Annotated in this window: 20 protein-coding genes; 4 read left to right on the top strand and 16 right to left on the bottom strand. The window is 38.3% G+C overall.

Annotation, left to right across the window (positions count from 1 at the left end):
* Positions 1-64: 64 nt before the first annotated feature.
* The 8 genes from B4C08_RS05405 to B4C08_RS05440 form a co-directional block, all read right to left on the bottom strand.
* Positions 65-3226: a FlgD immunoglobulin-like domain containing protein gene (locus tag B4C08_RS05405; protein ID WP_296663786.1), complete on the bottom strand. Its 3162-nt coding sequence runs from the start codon at positions 3224-3226 to the stop codon at positions 65-67.
* A 3-nt stretch (positions 3227-3229) separates the two neighbouring features.
* Complete coding sequence (locus tag B4C08_RS05410) at positions 3230-4300, bottom strand: hypothetical protein (RefSeq protein ID WP_296663788.1); 1071 nt, start codon at positions 4298-4300, stop codon at positions 3230-3232.
* A gap of 63 nt (positions 4301-4363) precedes the next feature.
* The gene (ispH, locus tag B4C08_RS05415; RefSeq protein ID WP_296663790.1) at positions 4364-5218 is read right to left on the bottom strand and encodes a 4-hydroxy-3-methylbut-2-enyl diphosphate reductase; all 855 of its coding nucleotides are present in this window, start codon (positions 5216-5218) and stop codon (positions 4364-4366) included.
* A 139-nt stretch (positions 5219-5357) separates the two neighbouring features.
* On the bottom strand, positions 5358-6608 hold the full coding sequence (secF, locus tag B4C08_RS05420) for a protein translocase subunit SecF (RefSeq protein ID WP_296663793.1): 1251 nt from the start codon (positions 6606-6608) through the stop codon (positions 5358-5360).
* Positions 6608-8344, bottom strand: coding sequence for a protein translocase subunit SecD (gene secD, locus B4C08_RS05425; RefSeq protein WP_296663795.1), 1737 nt, complete (start codon positions 8342-8344; stop codon positions 6608-6610). The genes secF and secD overlap by 1 nt, the downstream gene beginning before the upstream one ends.
* Positions 8337-8762, bottom strand: a complete 426-nt coding sequence (gene yajC / locus B4C08_RS05430; RefSeq protein WP_296663797.1) for a preprotein translocase subunit YajC — start codon at positions 8760-8762, stop codon at positions 8337-8339. Before yajC ends, secD begins: the two co-directional genes overlap by 8 nt.
* Positions 8763-8928: 166 nt before the next feature.
* The gene (locus B4C08_RS05435) at positions 8929-10740 is read right to left on the bottom strand and encodes a tetratricopeptide repeat protein (protein WP_296663799.1); all 1812 of its coding nucleotides are present in this window, start codon (positions 10738-10740) and stop codon (positions 8929-8931) included.
* A complete protein-coding gene (locus B4C08_RS05440) occupies positions 10727-11173 on the bottom strand; it encodes a hypothetical protein (protein ID WP_296663801.1) in 447 nt (148 codons plus the stop codon). The genes B4C08_RS05435 and B4C08_RS05440 overlap by 14 nt, the downstream gene beginning before the upstream one ends.
* Before the next feature lie 123 nt (positions 11174-11296).
* Here B4C08_RS05440 and B4C08_RS05445 point away from each other — a divergent pair, with 123 nt between their 5' ends.
* Positions 11297-12361, top strand: a complete 1065-nt coding sequence (locus tag B4C08_RS05445) for a tetratricopeptide repeat protein (RefSeq protein WP_296663803.1) — start codon at positions 11297-11299, stop codon at positions 12359-12361.
* The gene (locus tag B4C08_RS05450; RefSeq protein WP_296663804.1) at positions 12361-13353 is read left to right on the top strand and encodes a lytic transglycosylase domain-containing protein; all 993 of its coding nucleotides are present in this window, start codon (positions 12361-12363) and stop codon (positions 13351-13353) included. The genes B4C08_RS05445 and B4C08_RS05450 overlap by 1 nt, the downstream gene beginning before the upstream one ends.
* 4 nt (positions 13354-13357) lie before the next feature.
* Here B4C08_RS05450 and rsfS read toward each other — a convergent pair whose 3' ends face one another.
* The 8 genes from rsfS to rplU form a co-directional block, all read right to left on the bottom strand.
* Positions 13358-13705 carry a ribosome silencing factor gene (gene rsfS, locus B4C08_RS05455; RefSeq protein ID WP_296091287.1) on the bottom strand — a complete coding sequence of 116 codons (348 nt, stop codon included), beginning with the start codon at positions 13703-13705 and terminating at the stop codon, positions 13358-13360.
* A gap of 6 nt (positions 13706-13711) precedes the next feature.
* A complete protein-coding gene (locus B4C08_RS05460; protein ID WP_296663806.1) occupies positions 13712-14935 on the bottom strand; it encodes an LCP family protein in 1224 nt (407 codons plus the stop codon).
* A gap of 18 nt (positions 14936-14953) precedes the next feature.
* Complete coding sequence (yqeK, locus tag B4C08_RS05465) at positions 14954-15562, bottom strand: bis(5'-nucleosyl)-tetraphosphatase (symmetrical) YqeK (RefSeq protein ID WP_295800274.1); 609 nt, start codon at positions 15560-15562, stop codon at positions 14954-14956.
* Positions 15546-16202 carry a nicotinate (nicotinamide) nucleotide adenylyltransferase gene (gene nadD / locus B4C08_RS05470; RefSeq protein WP_296663808.1) on the bottom strand — a complete coding sequence of 219 codons (657 nt, stop codon included), beginning with the start codon at positions 16200-16202 and terminating at the stop codon, positions 15546-15548. Before nadD ends, yqeK begins: the two co-directional genes overlap by 17 nt.
* Before the next feature lie 2 nt (positions 16203-16204).
* Positions 16205-17326, bottom strand: coding sequence for a GTPase ObgE (gene obgE, locus B4C08_RS05475; RefSeq protein WP_296663809.1), 1122 nt, complete (start codon positions 17324-17326; stop codon positions 16205-16207).
* Positions 17327-17427: 101 nt separating this feature from the next.
* Positions 17428-17688 (bottom strand): 50S ribosomal protein L27, encoded by a 261-nt coding sequence (gene rpmA / locus B4C08_RS05480; RefSeq protein ID WP_295800265.1) that lies wholly within the window; start codon positions 17686-17688, stop codon positions 17428-17430.
* Between the two features lie 30 nt (positions 17689-17718).
* On the bottom strand, positions 17719-18036 hold the full coding sequence (locus B4C08_RS05485) for a ribosomal-processing cysteine protease Prp (protein ID WP_296663811.1): 318 nt from the start codon (positions 18034-18036) through the stop codon (positions 17719-17721).
* 15 nt (positions 18037-18051) lie between these two features.
* Positions 18052-18366 carry a 50S ribosomal protein L21 gene (gene rplU, locus B4C08_RS05490; RefSeq protein WP_013701108.1) on the bottom strand — a complete coding sequence of 105 codons (315 nt, stop codon included), beginning with the start codon at positions 18364-18366 and terminating at the stop codon, positions 18052-18054.
* Positions 18367-18576: 210 nt separating this feature from the next.
* On the opposite strand from rplU, the gene B4C08_RS05495 reads away from it, so the two are divergent.
* Both B4C08_RS05495 and B4C08_RS05500 read left to right on the top strand, forming a co-directional pair.
* Complete coding sequence (locus B4C08_RS05495; RefSeq protein ID WP_296663812.1) at positions 18577-19422, top strand: DUF5718 family protein; 846 nt, start codon at positions 18577-18579, stop codon at positions 19420-19422.
* A 279-nt stretch (positions 19423-19701) separates the two neighbouring features.
* The coding region (locus B4C08_RS05500; protein WP_296663814.1) for an HD domain-containing protein at positions 19702-20641 on the top strand (940 nt) is incomplete at its 3' end.

The raw sequence follows: 20641 nt of genomic DNA on the forward strand, positions 1-20641 counted from the left end.
AAATATTCCGCTTCGCTTCATAAAGCATCACAGTCGAGTACATACCTCGACACACAAATCAAATTTACTTTTCAAGAATAAATTCTACACGGCGGTTTTTCCAGTTCACACTTGTATCCTTGCGGTCTGCAACTGGTTCTGTTCCGCCCTTTCCTTCAACAGAAAGCCGAGAAGAATTAATTCCGAATTTCACAAGTTTGCTCTTTACATATTCAGCACGCTGCTCAGAAAGAGAAATCAAAGCCTTGCCCCAAACCCCTTCCTCTGTCTCTTCCGCAGAGTTGTCAGAAATTCTATTTGCGTGTCCAACAATAGTAACTTTGTAATCTTTGAATTTTTTAAGAATTTCAGAAACACGCTTTAGAACACGCGCATTGTTGTCAGCTTGCGCCTGAGTAATTCCAGGCTTAATAATTTTTCCATTCGCATCAACGGTTCTTACACCAAAATCAGCTTCATTGCTTCTAAATATAATCGAAGGAATTTGCATTTTGAGTTTGTCGCCATCGCGGACAACAAGAACATCAACATTTATTACGCCTTGAGCTGTACTTGACATTCCAAGCTCATCGTAAGCTGTAAATTCAAACGGATAATCTTCCGCAGACTGAACAATTTCTCCATTGTTTCCGCGTCCATCCCAAATGATTCTTTTTGTAATTGAAGATTTTCCGCTTGTTTTCCAGAATGCTTTTCCGTTTCTGTCTTTAATTGTAAAGCTCCAATTCTTAAGTCCAGCAATTGTCTGGCATCCAAGCTCAATGAACAAGTCGTCATCATTGCCATCGTTATCCGGGCTGAAATATTTTGGAGCAGTTCTAACAGAAAGCGCAGGTGGAATTGCAGTACAAATAAAACTTGAAGAAGATGCATCTACAACATTTCCTTTTGCATACTCAACATGAAGTTTTCCAGTAAATGTACCTTCTGCAATTTTTTCATCCGCTGTATCGCCAGCCCAAGTAATTGCAGATGGAAGATTTTCACTGTCATTTCTAGAGAAAGTTTTTACAACAGAATTAGCTGAATCAACAATGTCAAATTTCCATGAAGAAATTCCTTCAGCAAGAGAAACTTTTATATCGAATTTTTGCGCATCAAGAATTCCGTCAGCATTAGGAGAAATGCCTTTGTATTCAGCCGTAACAAATCCAGTTACAGGGCGAGCATCCAAAGAAATTCCTGCAATCGTTGTGCTTCCAGAATTTCCTGCTGCATCCTTTGAAGAAACTGCAAGTGAATACACTCCATTTGCCGCTTTGTTTCCGCTGTCGTCCGTTCCGTCCCATGCAAAATCCAAGGCCTTTGAATTATTCCAGGCAAAAGTTTTTACAACCTGATTTTTCGCATTACGAATTTCAGCGTTCCATTTTGTTTCAACAGAGCAGTCCTCAACTTTTACAGGAATAGTCTGACGACTTGAAATTCCATCCGGAGAAAAAACTGTATAAGGCGCAGAAATTTTTATTGATGGCGCAACTGTGTCAAGGACAAATTCCTGACTTGCAGCTTCCGCTTCTGTTCCGCTATTCGCAACTGTTTTTATAACAGCAGAATAAGTTCCATCTGCGCACCTTGTTCCATCATCAGCAAGTCCGTCCCAAATAAATGAAGAAGGAATTTTTCCAGAGCCTTTAAAAGTCTTTACAGCTGTTCCATTGAAAATCTTAAGCTCATAAGAATCGATTCCGCTGGAAGCTTTTGCAACTGGAGTTAAAACAACCTTGTCCTGAATTCCATCTCCGTTCGGAGAAAAAGCAGCCGGACTTACAGAAAGCGCAAGTTCAGTTTTGCTTGTATCAAGCACAAATTCTTTTGATTCCATCAAATTGCTGTTTCCAGCAAGCTCTGAAACTTCAAGAACATATTTATATTTTCCGTCTTTTACAAACTGACCTTTATCATCAAGTCCGTCCCATTCAACAGAAGCAGGAAGAACTGTGTCAAAGTCAAACTTCTTTACAGCAACATTATTTTCATCAATAATTTTTCCTGTCCATGTTTTTTCTCCAGTATAGGCCGGCTCCGCAACTTGCTGCTGCGAAATCTGGAATTTATTTTTTCCATTAAATACTGTATTCGCAGGAAGAGAAACAGCTGCCTTAGGAGCTTCATTGTCAAGAACAAAAACAGGAGAATAAACAGCCGCAGGCTCATAGCCATTCAAGTACTTTGCGGTTATTTTTGCACGGTATTCTCCATCATCTAAATTTGCACCCGAATTATTTTTTCCATCAAACAAGAATGAAGAAGGCGGATTTGTTTTTCCAGATTTTGAATAATAAAGTTTATCATCGTCTTTTCCTACAATGGAAATCTGCCAGTCAGTAAGCGAGTTCACACTTGCAGAAGGAGACGGAATTGCAACAGCAAAATTAATTGTCTTTCTTGCAACCGCCACACTTCCTTTTGGAGACGGAGCAAAATATCTTGAGCCATTTATTGAAATTGCGGTTTCCGGCTTTTCAGCAGAAAAAATTATATTTGAAATTCTTGCTTGTTCAGAAGTGTTTCCTGCCAAGTCAGTTGAAGTAATTTCGTAGTTGTAAACGCCATCTGGCATAATGGACTTGCTTTCGTCTGTTCCATTCCATTCAATTTCCAATGGAGAAGAATCTTCCCATTTATATGAGCGAACAAGATTTCCCTGTGCATCTGTTATTTTTGCAGTCCACAGTTTTTCAGCTGAACCAGACTGCTTGATTTTCAATACAGCCTTGTTTCCTTCTCCAAAAATTTTATCAGCGCCTTCAAGTTTTGCAAGATTGATTTCCGGCGGAGTATTGTCAACAACAACCGGCAGTTTTGAAGTTGTGGCAGTATTTCCGTTGTCATCAGAAGCCGTAAACTGATAATAATAAGTTCCGTCCTGCGCCAACGAACCGTCATCCAAAAATCCGTTCCAGACAATTGTGGAAGGAATATCAACGCCGCGCTTTGGAGTTATCAATGTCTTGAAAAAAGTTTTAAAAGTGAATTTTGACGGAAGCGAAATTTTGTTTCCAATTGTGCGCACAACATTTCCAGCCTCATCAGTAATTACAAAGCTCCATTCTTTTACATAGCGTTTTTCGCGGATTTTCAAAGGAACTTCAAGAGTGTCTTGAATTCCATCGTTGTTAGGTGAAATGTAAACAATGCCAGGCTCAGCAAAAAGCTCAGAAGAAAAACTAAGCGCAGAGCAAAGGGCAAATGCTGTAAAAATTTTTCTAGTTGTTTTTTTCATTTTTTATTCCTCGTTCCAAAGAATGATTTCAGGAGCATCAGTGTCTTTTAATCCCAAGTCCAGCCTTGCGCCAAAACTTACAGCCTGAATTCCTGAATAAAGTGTCTGCGTTGCAACAGAAGGAGTTATTTCGCTTTTTTCCCAGTCAGCATTAGTTTCTGAAAATTTCTTAGAAGTAATTCCAAGTTTTAATGAAACTCCAACAGAAATGCTGTTCACACCGTCAGCTTTTCCTTCTGTAATTTCGCGGATATTCGCCTGCCAACCAAGAGACAAGCGGATAAATTTGTTATATTCAAATCCAAGTCCTAAATCCATTATACAATTCTGAAAAAACGGAAAGGCAAAATCAGTGCTAAACGAGCCAGCCCATTTCTTTACTTCAAAGACAGTCGAAGCAAAGGAAACTCTTGGAGTAAGCATAGACGGATAAGATGAAGATTCTTTTTTTTCATCAATTCCAAGCGTTTCATAGTCAGCAGTTTTTCCAATATTTAAAAGTGAAAGTCCAAATCTTGGGTTCGTGAAAATGCCAAAGCTATTCATTTTATAAAGCGCGCCCAAATCTATTCCAGCAGAAAAATCAGAGCCGCTTCCCATATAAAGACCGGTATAGACATTCGCACCTACGGAAAGTTTTTCATTGACTTCTTTTGCTAAGCCGGCGTGAAAAACCAAAGTCTTTCTCAAATCCATTCCATAGAAATCAGCAAAAAGAGCATTTGCAGTAAGCGAAAAAACAGACCATTTTGTAGGAACAATCATTCCAGCCTGAAATCCACCGCCAGCAGTTTTATCGCTGCTTCCGCCTTCAATTTTTATTTTGTCAAAGTTATAAAAAACAGTTCCGCTAAAATCAATATCAGCACGCTGCTCACCAGCAGTAAGAGCAGGATTATAAGTTATAGATGCAGGAACAACTGTAAAATTCGGACCGCCAGCGGCAGACGCAGCACCAGACATAAGCTCAGGATTTGCAAGCCTATAAAGATCCTCGCCACCATAAGGCGGATTATAAGCAAATAGTTCAGCCATGCCTGCTAAAAAAGCCGCAGTCAAAATTATTTTTTTCATAAAGTAGACCTCCAGATTCAAATTATAACAAAAAATAAAACTATTTTAAATGGAATAAAATTCTCATTTGCCACAAAGTAAGGCTCGCTCAACTTCATCTATTACAAAATCAGGAGTACTTGCCCCGGCAGTAAGTCCTACAACTTTTAAAGAATAAATTTCATCAGGAATTTCAGAAGCATCTTCTATAAGCGCAGTTTTCCCGCAGATTAAGGACGCAGTTTCAAAAAGCCTGCGTGTATTTGCAGAATTCTTTCCGCCAATGACAAGAATCGCATCCACTTTGCCTTCAAGCTCTTTCAATGCATTTTGACGCTCCATCGTCGCCGAACATATAGAATTAAAAATCTGAACCAAAGGATTTTTCAGTTTCAACACCGAAGCGATTTTTTCAAACTCAACAGGACTGAATGTTGTCTGCGCAATCAAAACTGTTTTTTCAGGAACTTCAATTTTTAGAGCTTCCTCAGAACTTTCCACAACAAGAACATGATTTTCCGCATATCCTGAAATGCTTACAACTTCGCCATGATTTTTGTCGCCCGCAATAACAACAAGAAACCCTTTCTTTGCCCATTCAGCCGCTCTCTTCTGACTAAGATGAACTCTTGGGCATGTCGCATCAAGAATTTCCGATCCTTGATTTTCAAGAGCAGAAACAACTTGCGGTGTAGTTCCATGCGCGCGGATTACAACAACTGAACCGTCTTTGGCTTTTTCAAGTGAAGAAGCCTCAAGAATCTGAGCGCCTTTTTTTTCAAGAGAATCCATAACAAGAGGATTGTGAATCAAAGGTCCAAGAGTAAAAACTTTCTTCTGTCCATTTTTTTCTGAATCTTCAAGAGCGGCAGATGCAGTTTCAACAGCACGCCTAACCCCCATGCAAAATCCAAGAACTTTGGCACGAACAACTTTCAACGGCAACTCCAGTGTCAGTTTAAAAATTTTGTTATTTTTTTAAAACTGACTTACAAAAGAAAAAAGCCGCAACTAAAAAAGTTACGGCCTTAAAATTATTCTTTAGCAAGCGGAAGAAAAATTCCGGCTAAAGCAAGTTTTAAACATTCTGTGTTGAGTTAAACGAAAGAACATTTTTGCTGTTATGCGGCCTTACGTGGTTTGAAAATTCTCCCGGCTCCCAATTGCGGCGCATCAAAGATACAAAGCCTGGAACAATGAGCATAGAAGAATAACATCCAGAAAGAAGACCGACTGTAAGAACTATTGCAAAGTCCTTTATGCTTCCAGAAGTAAAAATAAGAAGCGCAACAGAAGCAAACATCGTTGTTACAGTTGTAATAATTGAGCGCGACAAAGTTTCAGAGATTGAAGCATTCAATATGTCATTAAATTTCTTTGTCTGAATCAAACTGATATTTTCACGCACACGGTCCAAAATAACGATTGTGGCATTGATTGAGTAACCAAAAATCGTAAGAACAGCAGCAAAGCTTGTCGCAGAAAATTCAACCTGTGTCCATGAAATGAACGAGAACATTATAAGACAGTCATGAACAAGTCCGATTATTGCACCAACTGCAAAGTCCCAGTGGAATCTTATAGCACAGTAAATCCAAATTGCAAGCAAAGTAACAACTGCAAGAATAACAGACTTGATTGCATTGCTGCTAGAAAATCCAGAGCCTACAAAGTCAGTTTTAATAATCGCAACGTTATTTTCGCCGAATTTTTCCTTGAGTGAACCGATAATTCCTGCCTGAAGAGAATCAGAAGAAGCACCATCCTTTGAAATTGCCGCGCGAATCTGGAAACTTCTATTTGCATCGTCTCCAAGTTCCTTTACTTCAACACCTTCAGAAGCAAGAGCAGAACGAACATCATCAATAGAAACATTTTTTGATGCATCTGAAACATAAAGCAAAACAGGAATATCCGCTGAAAGACGAGAAGTTGAAGAGCTATCCAAATAAATTCCATAAGAACTTACATTTTCAGCGCCTTTTACAGAAACCGAAAGTCCATCAACTTTAGAAAGAGAATCTGCAATATCTTTTATCGAAGGATTCTGTGCATAAGAAAAAACTTTAGTTTCGTTTTCCGCGCCAGTTCCTGTTATAACAAGTTCCAGTGCTGTGCTTGAAGTTCCAAGGCTTATATTTGCAGAACCATTGTAGGAAATTTCAATAGCGGCCGGACCAATGCGGACTTCTTCCAAAAGACCAGGCACAAAGTCAATGCCGAAATTTATTCCACGGATAAAAAATCCTGCGATTCCAAAAAGAATCAAAACTGAACTTAAAACAGCGCAGGCAGGAAATGCTTTACTGAATTTTTTTACTGTTTTCATTATTTAATCCCCCAGCCAATGCTGATATTCTTTACTTTTAAGACTTCTGTCTGGAAATCAAATATAAGGCGAGAAACAACCAAAGCTGTAAATACAGTTGAAACTACACCAATCGCAAGGCTCACTGCAAATCCCTGAACGGCACCGCTTCCAAGCTGAGTCATAAAGATTGCAGCAATAAATGTGGTGATGTTTGAGTCCATGATTGCCCAGAATGCATTGTCAAATCCTGCGCTTACACTAGAAGCCCTGTCTTTTCCAAGGCGACGTTCTTCCTTTATGCGCTCAAAGATAATAACGTTCGCATCAGTCGCCATTCCGATTGTAAGAATCATACCGGCAACAGTCGGCAAAGTAATTGTAAGATTAAATGCGCTCAAAATACTGAACATGATATAAAGGTTCAAAACCTGAGAAACACAAGCATTTATTCCAGATCCCTTGTACCATATAAGCATGAAAACCATAATTGAAATAAGACCGACAGCAACTGCCAAAAGTCCCTGACGGATTGCCTGTTCTCCCAAAGAAGCTCCAATTACCTGCTGGCTTTCTACGCTAAGAGGAACATCAAGCCAAGCTGTCTGCAAAACTTTACGCAAGTTCTGGGCTTCACGCTGCCCGAATCCTGTAATCTGAACGTTGCCACCTGTAATAGCAGTATTTATAGTAGCATTTGACTTGATTTTATTGTCGCTGACAATGCAGAGGTTTTCACCAACGTGCTCGCCAGTGAATTTTCCAAAAATTTCAGCGCCTTCAGCATCAAGAGAAAATGTAACAGCAGGACGTCCTGTAAGTTCCTCTGCACCGACATCAGCTGATTTTATGTGCTTTCCATCAAGAGCAACTTCTTTTTTTACAACAAGATAACCTTCACGCTGATCAAGTCCGTAAGCGTCTGTTGTGTAGTAACCCAAAACTTCGCAGTCTTCTGGAATAATGGAAGAATCAACAAGATTTCCTCTTATGTCAAAAGTTGTGTCAGGATTGTTGTAATAGTAAGCATTGAAATTTGAAGTAGCCTCATTGTCAACAAGACGGAAATTCAAAATTCCGCGTCCCTGAATTATCGAATTAATCTGATCAGCTTCTGCAGAACCAGGAAGTTCAATATAAATTCTGTCCTCGCCTTGCTGTCTGATTGTTGGAGAGCTCAAGCCAAAGCGGTCAATGCGGTTTGTCAAAGTTTCGACAGCTTGAGCCATTATATCAGCCTTCAATGTTGCAGTGTCCAAAACAGCATCGCCCTGCTTTGCAATAACAGAGTCAAGGTCAGCCTTTACAATTACGTTCATTCCGCCTGAAAGGTCAAGACCAAGCTTTACAGAATTCTTATAATAATCTTTTGTCTTAAGAATCTTTTTTCTATAAATTCCTTCGATAAAAGAAGCAAGTTCTGATTTTGAATCAAAAGAATTCAAAGCGTCTTTTAAAAGAATTGTGGCAGGAACTTTTTCTCCAGCAGTCTTGAAATTCTTCTTTGCCTGTTTTACAAGCCACTGGCAATCTTCTGGAACTGGGGTTTCTGAATTTGCTTTTACAGCATCAACTAATTTTCTAACTTCAGAATTAGCCTTGAAACTTGAATAATTTTTTATATTTTCCAAAGAACTCAAGGCAAGAACCTTGTCTTCTTTTGGAGTGCGTACGTACCAGCTGATTGACGGCCACAAAAAGGCAAAGCAAACAGCCAGCACTGCAATAATCATAAAAAGCCGGCTTTTCTTACTCATCTTTCTTTTCCTCAGAAGCAGCTGGCTCTTTGTTTTCTGCGCTAGCTTTTGGCTCTTCTTTTTGCTTTTTTCCTGATTTTTTATCTTCAGTTTTTACAGCAGGTTTATCAGAAACAACTGTTGCAATTGCAGAACGGTTGAATTCTATTTTTGTATTTTCATCAACTCTTACTGTAACAACATTTGAATCTTTTTTTACAGAGCTGACAGTTCCGTGGATTCCTCCGATTGTAATTACTTTGTCGCCCTTCTGAAGCGCATCAAGCATTTTTTGAAGTTCTTTCTGCTTTTTGTTCTGCGGACGAATCATAAAAAAGTACATAATTCCTATGATAAGAATGAGAGGCAAAAACATTCCAAATCCGCCGCCCATAGCCGCAGGATCAGCTGCCTGTAACAAAAGTGAATTAAACAACATATTAAATTCCTTCCTTCGTAATTAATTTAAAATGGTATAGAAGAATAACATTATTCGCATAAATTTACAAGAGAATTAATTCAGAGAATTATTTAGACCAATCATTTTCATAAGTTCTAAATTTTCTTGCAATAAGCAATTGAGGTGATTTTTCAACGAGAGAAAATTATCTTCCAAGCAGTTTTTCAAGCTCGGAATTTTTACTTAGATATAAAGAATTCGACGGATCAAGAGCCACAACCTGCTTTAAATAGTACTGCGCCCGTCTCCAGTCTTTTTTTGCATAGTAAATTTCATAAAGCCTGTAAAGAGAATCCTTGTTGCGCGGGTTTGCAGTCAAACTTGCCCTTAAATCAGCAAGAGCAGAATCTTCTGTTCCCTGAATCTGGCTTCGTTCAAAATACAGAAAGCTTTTCATTTTTTGACTAGCAGAAGGCAAAAGGCTTGAAATAAGCTGCATCGCTGAATTTTTTTGCCCTGAAGCAGAAAGAACTTTTACGTAAGCCATGCACGAATTTTCATCAGCAGGATTTTCCTCATAAGCTTTTAGCGCAAGATTCATTGCCTCTGTGTTCTTTTTTAACGCAAGGCAAATATCAATGTGGCTGAAAAGCGAAGTTTTTTGCGCTGAAGGAATCTGCATAAGACGTGAACTTAAAGAATACGCTTTTGCATAATCGGATTTTTTTATGTATTCATCCAAAAGAATTTGCATCGCCTGGACATTTTTTAAATCTTTTTCAAGAACTTTTTCAGCAAGTTCAAGAGCTGTCATTCCATTTACAGAAAGACCTGCAACAGAAGCAGTTTGTGCAGCAACAAGCAGAGTTTCAACATCATCAGGATACAAGCTAAGAGCAGTTCCGGCAGTTTCTATAGCGGCGGTATTATTCTTGCTCCAGTCACGCAAAAGCTGTGTGCGCAAAAGATAATATTCCTTGGAAACAGCATTTTTCTTTTCAACAGCATCGAGTAAAGAAGAAGCTCTGATGTAGTCCTGTTTTTCCATGAGGATTTTTGCACGTAGCAAAACATAGCTTGTGTTATCCGGCTCAAGCAAAAGAACGCGCACAACAAATCCTTCCGTCTTATCAAAGTCTTCAAGGTGAAAAGCAGACAACGCGCAAGTCTTTAAAAGCTCTGTGTCCTGCGGAAATCGCGACAAAAGTTCTTCGCCAAATGAAAGCGCAAGCTCATATTGTCCTGTTAAAAAACAAGCCTTTGCCACCGACTCAAGAATTTCTTTTGTTCCGCCAGAATATTTTCCATTGCTAAGCTTAAAATATTCCAAAGCCTTTTCATTTTTATTCTGCTTTAGACAAAGAATTCCCATAAGATAATTTGCAAGAACTGAATCAGGACAAAGCTCAAGAGCAAAATTCAAAGAGTTTTCGGACAACTCATAATAGTCTTCTATTGTTCCCGATGAAGTCAAAAGAACCAGCGACGGAAGCATAATGGAAAGAAAATCAGAGCGGTTCATGCTTAAATCATAAATTCCCTTTTTTGCACTTTCAACAGCACCAATATACTGATTTGTTTTGGCAATAGGCGGAACACTCCAAGTTATAGATTCAGACGGCCATGCAAGTTTCATAATTTCCGCGGAAATATAAAGGATGCTTTTTTCTGCATCTGAATAGTCATCGGGCGAACTTTTATGAATTGAAGAAGCTGCCTGCCTTAAACTTTGTGGAGAACCGATTTCCACCAAGCGCATCGTCTCTTTATTTATGGAAGCAAAAAACGATCTGTCTTTTGAAGGAGCAACCTGAACCGCAACTGCGGACAAATTTTCTTCAGGCTTTGGCGCAGGAGAAGGTGAACTTGCACAAGAGAAAACAAATGGCAATGTAGCAAACAAAACAAGATAAAAAGTTCCGCGCATTTTCCGCAAAAAAATTATTTCTGAAATTTTGGCTTTTCTAAAAAATCCGGCCGCAGATTTCGTTAAAACAATCTTTCTAAAAGTTGTCATCTGAAGAATCATCCTTCATATACGGAAATTCCTCGCTGTTTATTCTTTGAACTCCATAAACAAGAATAAGAAGAATTCCCAGAACAAAAAGGACTATTGGCCAGAAAACCGAAATAAATTTTGCAAACGAAATATGGAACACATGAAGCGAAAAAAGCAGGAAAATAATTCCCAAAACAAAAAGAGCGACTGACGGAAAAAGAAAAACCGTCCTTATTTTTTTATAAATGAATAAATCCGAAACAATAAAAGCAAGTCCGGCATTTATTACAATAACCGGCCAAAGTTCTTTTAAATTCAAATGTAAAAATTCTATGTTCAGCAAGGCAAAAAAGATGCTGTCAAAAACAAGCATAAATCCCAATGCAATGTAAAGGCTGCGTTTTCTTAGTCCTGCAAGAGAAACTTTTTTTGTCTGCTTAAGATTTTCCATAATCGAAGTAAATAATAAGATAAATTTCAATTCTTGACAACGGCTTTTAAAAACATACAGGAACAACTTTGAGCGCCAAATTTTTAATTGAAAATACTTTCTATTATATGGTAGAATAAAAGAATGATTCGGAAAGTTTTTAGATCTGCAGCAGTGGCTTTTTTTTCCATAATTATCATGTCATGCGCAAGAGACAGAAAAGGAGAAATTCTGCCGGAAGCATTTTCAAAGCAATACAAGAATACACAAAATCTTTTGATTTCGCTACTTGAAAAAAAAGAAACAAAGGGCGAAACAAGATACGCAGTTGTAAATAGAATAGCAAACAATATGCTTTCCGTAAAAGATTATCCGTCGCTTGTGCATTTTCTTACAAACTGGGTTGAGCTGCATGAAGACGATTCCTACAACGCATACTGGCTTTTGATGACAGCTTATGCTTATCTTGAAAATGAAGCTGAGCCGATAGCGGAATATTATTTTGAGCGGATTATAAACAATTACAACGACCTTATTGTACAGGGAAAATCGATTCACTTTATATGCCTTCAGCATTTAATTCAAATCAGCTCAAGTCCGGCAAACAGAATTTCATATTTCAACCAGCTTATAAGCCGATTTCCAAACAACGTAAGCACAACGGAACTTTTCTACAGGCTCGCACTTGAATACGAAAAGGAAGGCGAATGGAATCAGGCAATCCGCTCATATACGCAGTTTCTTGACCAAGACGACGCATCCACGCTGCAAATTTCAGGCTACCCGAACGCATATTTAAATGCAAAGCAGCTTATAGATTTTAGCAATTCATCAAAAGACTGGACATTTGAAACACTTGACGCTCTTGTTGCCGCTGTAAAGTCTGGAATTTCTTCATACAATTACAAAGCATTGGACCGCTATAAGTCAAAAGTCAACTTTTTTGCAATGTCCTGGCGACAAGTTGAAACTGATGTGAACGCCCAAGAAAGTTTTTCGATGCGCTCATTTATGCGAGGCAACAGAATCCGTTACAGCGCAGAACTTGATCCGTCGTCTTCTCCAACCGAAGCATATTTGCGCACAACAGGCTGGAGCAATTACGTGAATGTCTGGTATCTTTATTTTAGAAAAGTGAATTTTCCAGCTGACCCGGAAATCCACGGACGCTGGGAATGGGCTGGAATTTACTTTGGTGAAAAATTGTAATGAAGAAAAAATTTGCATCTTCTATATTTTCAATATTGCTAGCCTCGTTTATTTTTGCGGAAGAGCCAGTTGCTGATTTTGAAATCGGCTTGTCAAAATTAAAAAATGAAAGTCCTGCAAAGACGAAAGTCGTTTCAGGCTCAGGAAAAGAAAAGAAAGTTTCAGTTCAAAAGAACTATATAATTCCAGAGCCAAAACGCAAGGACATTGGCATTTCTGGAGTTTTTAAAGAGCAGACTTTAAAATACAGGGAACGCTACCTTACAGATTCAAACAGGCAGTGGCTTGCTGAAATCCTTTACGATTCAATTCCATACAGACCATATATAAGAGCGAAACTCAAAGAAAAGAAAATGCCGCTTTATCTGCAATATCTTCCAATTGTTGAGTCAAACTACAAACCAACAGCGGTGTCTGGCTCTGGCGCAACCGGGCTTTGGCAGTTCATGGCAAACAGCATGCATCCTTATTTAAAAAAGAATGAATATTTTGACGAGCGGCGTGATCCATGGAAAGAAACTGATGCCGCGCTTTCAAAGCTAGCGGAAAATTTCAAAGTGTTTAACGACTGGCATTTGGCAATCGCTGCATACAATATGGGAGCAGGAGCAGTTGGCCGAATTGTAAAAGTGAACCCTGGAAAAGATTATTGGGCTTTATCAGAAAAGGGACTTCTAAGCAAGCAGGCTTCTGAATATATTCCAAAACTTATAGCAATTGCGGACATTGTTGAAAATGCAGATTTTTATGGAGCTATTGAAATCGGAGTCGCAGACAAAAGGATTGAAGGTGTTGCTCCGGAAAAATTCAGCTACCTTACAATAAAAGGAAGTATAAAACTTTCAACTGTAGCCAAGGCAGCCGGAATTCCTTTAGAAACTGTAAAAATGCTTAACATCGAGCTTCTAAAGGAAACTACGCCGCCCGGAACAACTTACAGATTAAGGCTTCCAGCTGGCAAAGCAAAAATTGCCGCAGAAAACCTTCGGTAAATTTCTACATTATTTTTTTGCCTGCATGCCAAAGTTTTTCAAGCTCGTAAAAGTCTCTTGCATCTTGGCTCATAAGATGCACAACAATCGGACCTAAATCAATTAAATTCCAGTCATTGCCCTGAGAAGTCTTGTTATGAATTTTATGGATTTCAAGATCGGTGTCTTTTATGTAATCCTTTATTTCCTTGTAAAGACCTTGCCAATGCGGACCGCTTGAAACAGTTGCAATTACAAAATAATCAGTCCAGCTGTTAAGCTCAGAAACATCGATAACACAAACATCCGCGCCTTTTCCATCTTCCATCAGCTTGGCAATTTCCAGCGCCATTTCTTTTACAGTTTTTTCCATTTTTCCTCACTCGGACGATTTAGAAGAAGAACTTCCTTTTACAAAACGCCCATTGAAATCTTTGCCCAAAATAATTGTAAAGTCAGCCTGAGCAGCACTTGTGGAATCAGCATTTTCCGGCATAAGTTCCTCATCAATTATATTTGAGCAATGAATAAAATTTCCCAAAGTTTTTGCAGCTTCAGAGTTTCCAATATGATTTATAATTTCAGTTTTTTCATAGTCATTGCGGTCGGCATTTTTTGTTTCGAGAACTTCATAACCCGCGCTTTGCAAAAGGAAAGAAGTGTTGCGCGCAAGCCCCTGCTCCGTTGTTCCATTTTGAATTACAAGGACATAAACACGGTTCTGATTTCCAGAATCGCCTGAAACAAGAGAACTTATAGCCTGATTTATAACATCCTTTATGAGCTGACCGTCATAATACGGAAACAAAAGAGTCTGTCCGTCAACAGTTCTTAAACTTCCTGTTATAGTCTGAATTGAAAAGCGCTCAGTGTCAATCAATGAAATTTTTTTCATCAAGTTATAGAAATTTTTCTTGTCTATGTTTGTCTTGATTTTTTCTTCATAAACTGAAAAATTATTCTTTGCAAAAATAATATTGCGGTTTTCTTTTAAAGCATAAATCAATGAAACAAAAACAGCTTGACGCCTGTCCTCAAGGTCGCTTGCATTTTCAGACGGACTTTTATACATAACATAGTCATGGATTTTATCTCCGTCCAAAACAACAGCACCGCTAGGAAAAAGACAGCGCATTCCATTTTCATCTGTTTCATCAACAGGAAAGGAAATAAAAACATTCAGTCCGCCAAGATAGTCTGTAAGCACCTCCAAGTCTGAAAGTTTTATTTCAATTGTAAAAGGAATTTTCTTTCCGATAAGTTTTTCAATTTCTTCTTTATAAGAAGCAAGGCCTTTTTCTTTGTAAACTGAATCAATTCTGTCAACACGCCCAAGGCTTTTATAAATTGCGCCTGTGTTTCCTAAAATGTCAAAAGCGGCAGCTTGTCCTGTCTGAGGGTAAAAAACAAGAACGTCTGTTGAAAGAGCGTTTCCTTCATCATCCTTTAAAATCCAAAGGCTGTTTATAACAGGATTCAATTTAAGATTTTCTTCAATAGGATCCACACGAAGCGAAAAAGCAACAAAGCCAACAACGCCAATAATAATCACAAGAATAGCAAGAAGAAAAATTCCATTTCTTTGGTCTTTTGAAATATTCATTTTTACAATCCTTAAAACTTAGCTGGCACGAAGAGAGTTTTCCGAGGCAATCTGCTTCTTTAAATCCGCTTCAAATTCATAGCTTGAATCTGCAATTTTTTTCTGTCTGTTTTTTAAATACTCCATATTTTCTTGAACAACAAAAAGCGTCATCTCATTAAGAGGCATAGAAAAAAGTTTTTTTCTATATTCTTCTGTTGACTGCGGGCGTCCAGGCTCAACTTTGTCAGCAACATAAATAATTTTTGCAAGAGGACACAAACCTGCACCGCCAAGTGTATGGTTCGCAACAGCCTGAATAACACCAGGATTTTTCACGGAAAATTTCTTTTGAAGCAAAACTGCGGCTGCTCTTCCATGCAAAAGCGAAGGTTTGTTTTTTTCAATTTCAGAAATAGAATTCCCATCTTCGGACGCAAGAGAAAGAATTTCAGAATCTTCCATATTTTTGCAAATATCATGGGAAAGTCCTGCAAGATAACCAATGTTTTTGTCGCAGCCAAACAAGCCGCACATAAAAGCCGCTGTTTCCGCGACACGGACAGAATGCTCAAAGCGTTTTTCTTTCAGTTCCGACTTTGCATATTTCCTGATTGTTTCTATAAGCTGTTCAGTTTTTGCTTCCATACAAATTACCGTCAATAATATACTTGAAAACTTTTGAAGGCACAAGATATTGAAAGGCCATTTTATTTGCCGCCCTAAACCTTATGCTAGTTGAACTTACGGCGAGCGGCTCATTTTTCAGAAAAACTGCATTTTTAAAAAGCGGCTCGTCTTCAATCCGAAATTCTTTTTCTGCGGAATTTTCCACTTCAAAATATTTCCCGGTCGCTTTGTTTTTAAAATTTTTATCTTCAATCTGAAATGGTCGTTCCGCCAAAATCAGCTCGCACTTTTTTACAAGCAAAGCAGCATTGTTCCAAAGATGAAAAGTTGAAAACAAGTCTCTGCCAATTACAAGTCCTATTTTTTCAGGCTTGTATTTTTCTTCAATAAAGCAGATTGTGTCATAAGTGAACGAAACTCCGCCACGTAGAATTTCGCAAGGCTCCATTTCAAACCGCGAATCATCTTTGCAAGCAAACTCAACCATCTTCGCTCGTTTTTCAGGCGGCAAAGCTCCGTTCATGTTTTTATGCGGCGGAGAAAAAACCGGCACAAAAAAAACTTTGTCATATCCAAGCGAAACACAAATTTCGTCCGCCAAAGCAAGATGCCCAATATGAATTGGATTGAAACTTCCACCCAAAACTGCAATTTTCATTTTCAGTTTTCACTTCCCGGAAACTGAACTTCCATTGAATCATCCACGGAGCGGCTGGATAAAAATGAACTTTTTTCAGGCACAGAATTCTCTTCGGCAACAGGTTTATTGAGCGATTCCATTTTTTCAATAAGCGAAATTATTTCAATTCTTGCTTCATTCATGTTTGTTCTTGCCGCAACAGAAACTGCGAGGACTTTTACATCAGGCTCTTTGCTTTGGATTTTTTCCTTTACTTTCATTGCATTTTCAAGCGCGCCTTCAATGTCAATTTTATTGCAAAGAACAATTCTTGGCTTCTTTGTAAGTTCCCTGCCAAATCCGTCAAGTTCCTTTAAAAGCAAATCATAGGCTTCAAGAAAATTTTCATCACTGCAGTCAATCATAAACAAAAGCCCGGCAGTTCTTGAAATATGCTTTAAAAACCTTATACCAAGACCAGCACCTTCAGATGCGCCTTCTATTATTCCGGGAATATCTGCAATAATAAAATCTTTGTCATCGCCAGCATGAAGCACGCCAAGATTCGGAATTTTTGTTGTAAAAGGATACGGAGCAATTTTCGGGCGCGCGTTTGTAAAAAGATCCAGCAAACTGGATTTTCCTGCATTCGGAAATCCAACAAGACCAATATCCGCAATAACAGAAAGCTCAACACGCAGAACTCTTTCCTGTCCTGGCGCGCCTTTGTTTGCAATACGCGGAGCTTGGTTCGTGCTTGATTTAAAATGCACATTTCCCCAACCGCCATTTCCGCCTTTCAAAAAAACAAACTGCTCTTCTTCGCTTTCAACAGTAAAATCATAAATAAGTTCGCCAGTTTCATTGTCGCGGATTGTAGTTCCCGGAGGAACTGGAATTACAACATCCTCGCCATCTTTTCCATAGCGATTCCAGCCTTGCCCATCGCCGCCGTTTTTAGCCTTCAAAATCGGGTGATACCTTAAATGGGCAAGAGTTCTAAGATTCTTCTTTAAACAAAAAACCACATCTCCGCCGCGACCGCCATCACCGCCGTTCGGACCGCCGTTTGGAATATATTTTTCACGCCTAAATGAAACACAACCGTTGCCACCTTTTCCAGAACGGACAGTAATAACAGCCTCATCAGCAAATTGAATCATCGTTGCTCCCATAAAAAAAGCCCAGCAAGGATAATTATTCCAAGCCGGGCATTTAAATTATTTTAGAAAATTTCAAATCCTAAAGACAAAAACTTTCTTTATTAGTTGGCAGAAACAGGTTCTACTGAAACAAGTTTGCGATTCATGCGTTCTGTGTATTTTACTACACCGTCAACAACAGAATACAAAGTGTCGTCTGTTCCACGCTTTACATTGTTGCCAGGATGGATACGAGTTCCACGCTGTCTTACAAGAATAGAACCGGCAGTAACTTTTTCTCCACCAAATCTTTTAACGCCCAAATGTTTAGGGTTTGAATCGCGGCCATTTTTAGCACCGCTACCGCCTTTAGTACGTCCCATTTTAATCCTCCGCCGGCATAAACCGGACTATTATTCAATTATTTCTTGAAACCGCACATTATCAGGATATTCAGCAGAAAGTTTTATAAAAGCAAATCTTATAAAATCCCCAATGCATTTCAAGCGTTCCACAGCAGAGGCTGCGGATTTTTCAACCCGAAACTCCAAAAAGCCACGGGTAGAAGTGTCAGCATTAAAAACAAGCTCTTTTGTATTTTGAAGCATTTCAACTGATGTGCCCAAAACTATAGATTCAGCAGCACAAACAATATCCTTGCCCTTTTCAGCAAACGAAGCATGCCCAAAAGCTTTTACACTCTTTAATGCTCCGTCTTTGCCGCAAACCAAAAGAACTTCCGTCACTTATGCCAAGACAACATCCTGAACAGTAACCTTTGTATACTGCTCGCGGTGTCCAATAAGACGATGATAGTCTTTTTTTGACTTGTATTTGAATACGAGAACTTTCTTATCTTTGAAAGTTTCTCCAACTTTTACAGTAACTTTAGCGCCCTTTACATAAGGAGAACCGACAGAAACTTTATCGCCATCACTTACAAGAAGAACTGTATCGATTGTGATTACATCGCCATCTTTTGCATCAAGCTTTGACACTTCAAGAACAGCGTCTTTTTCTGCCTTGTACTGATTGCCTTTGAATTCAACAATTGCGTACATTTTATAAACCTCTAAATTTTTTTTGCCCCAAGGAGTAACGGGTTCCTTGAAAGCATTTCAACAATTAGTAAGACATTTTAACAAATTTCATAAACTAAGGTCAAGCGAATTTCTGCCGATAAATAAAAAATTCAGTTTTTAATTTACACCGCATTTTCAAACTTGTTTTACAAAATTGAAATTTCCAAGAGTTTCATATAGAATGGAACTATGGAATTTAATTTAGAAAAACTCCCATGCTTTGGAGTCGCAGGAAATTTTACAGGACATCTGGAGCAGGCAGGAGAAGCCGTTGAGTTTAAGAATGTAAAGACAAAAGAAAAAAATGCGCCAAAAGCAATTTTTCCAACATATATACCGAATGCAAAAAATCCAGTGCCGGAATTTCTTGGAATATTTCCATTTGATTCGGGCAAAATAATTTTCCCGTGCGGAGAAGAAAAACTTCAGATTGAACCAGAATGCGCTCTGATTTTAAACGCTGAATGGAACTGCGGAAAATTAAAATCACTTGTTCCCGTGAAATTTGGAGCCTCAAACGACTGCTCTATCCGCAAACCTGGAGCAAAAAAAATCAGCATGAAAAAAAACTGGGGCAAATGCAGCAAAGGACTTTCAAAAAATTTAATCAGCATTGACGAGTTTTCTGAAAACGGGAATATTGCAAAATACAGAATCGCTTGCTTTCTTTTTAGAGATGGAAAAATCTTTGAATACGGAGAAGACAGCCCTGTAAAAGGATACAACTATATTTTTGAAAAGCTCACAAACTGGCTCATAGAAAAATTCAACACACAAAAAGATGAAGGCACAGCAGAAGATGTCGGAAGCTATCTTACATCAGCAGGCCTGCCAAAACAGATAATGGTTTCAATAGGAGCTACGCGTTACACAGAATTCGGGGAAACAATTTTTTTAAAAGACGGAGATGAAAGCATTGTCATTCTTTATCCTGAATATAAATATTCAAACGCTGAAATCAAAGAAATAGCGGCTGAAAATTCTTTTAACGATAAAGAAATAAGTGTTTTAAGGCAAAAAGTAATTTTGCAGTAGATACGTCTGGTCAAGGTACGCTTATGCTCAAGACCTTGACTCAGCCGTTTTTAGGGTTTTGATAAACCCTAAATAAGAAAGCTTGCAACGCAAACTTATAAAAGTAACAAAACGTAAAAAAAATAGTTACAGATTATTACACTTTTTTTTCCAAAAACATATTACAAATATAATGATTTTTTATAAAATTTACTATTAATTAGTGATTTTTCGTGTTATTTTAATGAAAATTAGATTAATACTTTTCTAAGAGATTTTAATTATAAGGAAAGGAATTTTATGAGTCAAAACATTGCTTTTAATTCTCCACAAGATTCTCCTCATGCACTTCTTGAGGAATTTTTTACAAACTTTTCTTATTTTTCAAACGAAGAAAAAGAAAAAATCACAAAAGCTTGGAATTTTCTTTGCAAAAAAAGCGAAGGTCTTTCTCGCTCTTGTGGAAAACCTTATTACTTGCACCCTCTTAGAATTGCCTTTATTCTTGCAGAAAACAATTTTGACGCAGACTGCATAATTGCAGGAATTTTGCATAGCGTTTATTCGCTGGGAGCAACACCAGAAGAAATAGAATCAGAGTTTGGAAAAACCGTACTAAACATAATAAATGGCACGTCCAAAATAATGAATCTTTCCATAAATTCTAAAACTCTGCAGCAGGCAGATGCCATAAGGAAAATGCTCTTTGCAATGGTAGACGACATAAGAGTCATCTTTGTAAAAATTGCCGACAAACTCGACCGCATTCAAAACATAAAAAGCCTTGAAACAGAAAAGCAAAGAGCGTTAGCAGCCGAAGCTATAGATATTTGGGCACCTTTGGCAGACAGGCTCGGTATGCAGCAGGTAAAAAATGAATTTGAAGATTCAAGCCTAAAATACACAAATCCAGACGCATTTCAACAAATAAAAGCTGTAATCAGCCAAAAAAAAGAAGAGCGCGCTGCCTACTTAAATAATGCTGTAAGCAAAATTCAAAAAGAAGCAGAAAAAGCTGGCATAAAAATTTCGATTACAAGCCGAGCAAAGCACTTTTATTCAATTTATCAAAAGATGCGAAAAAGAAACAAAGAACCTGGAGAACTTTTTGACTTATTAGCATTGCGAATAATCTGCCAAACAAACCAAGAATGTTATACTCTAATAGGAATTGTTCATAGCCTTTGGAAACCTTTAGACGGAAGGTTCAAGGACTACATTGCAATGCCAAAAGCAAACG

Source organism: Treponema sp. UBA753, assembly GCF_002297325.1.
In the GTDB taxonomy this organism is placed as follows: Bacteria; Spirochaetota; Spirochaetia; order Treponematales; family Treponemataceae; genus Treponema_D.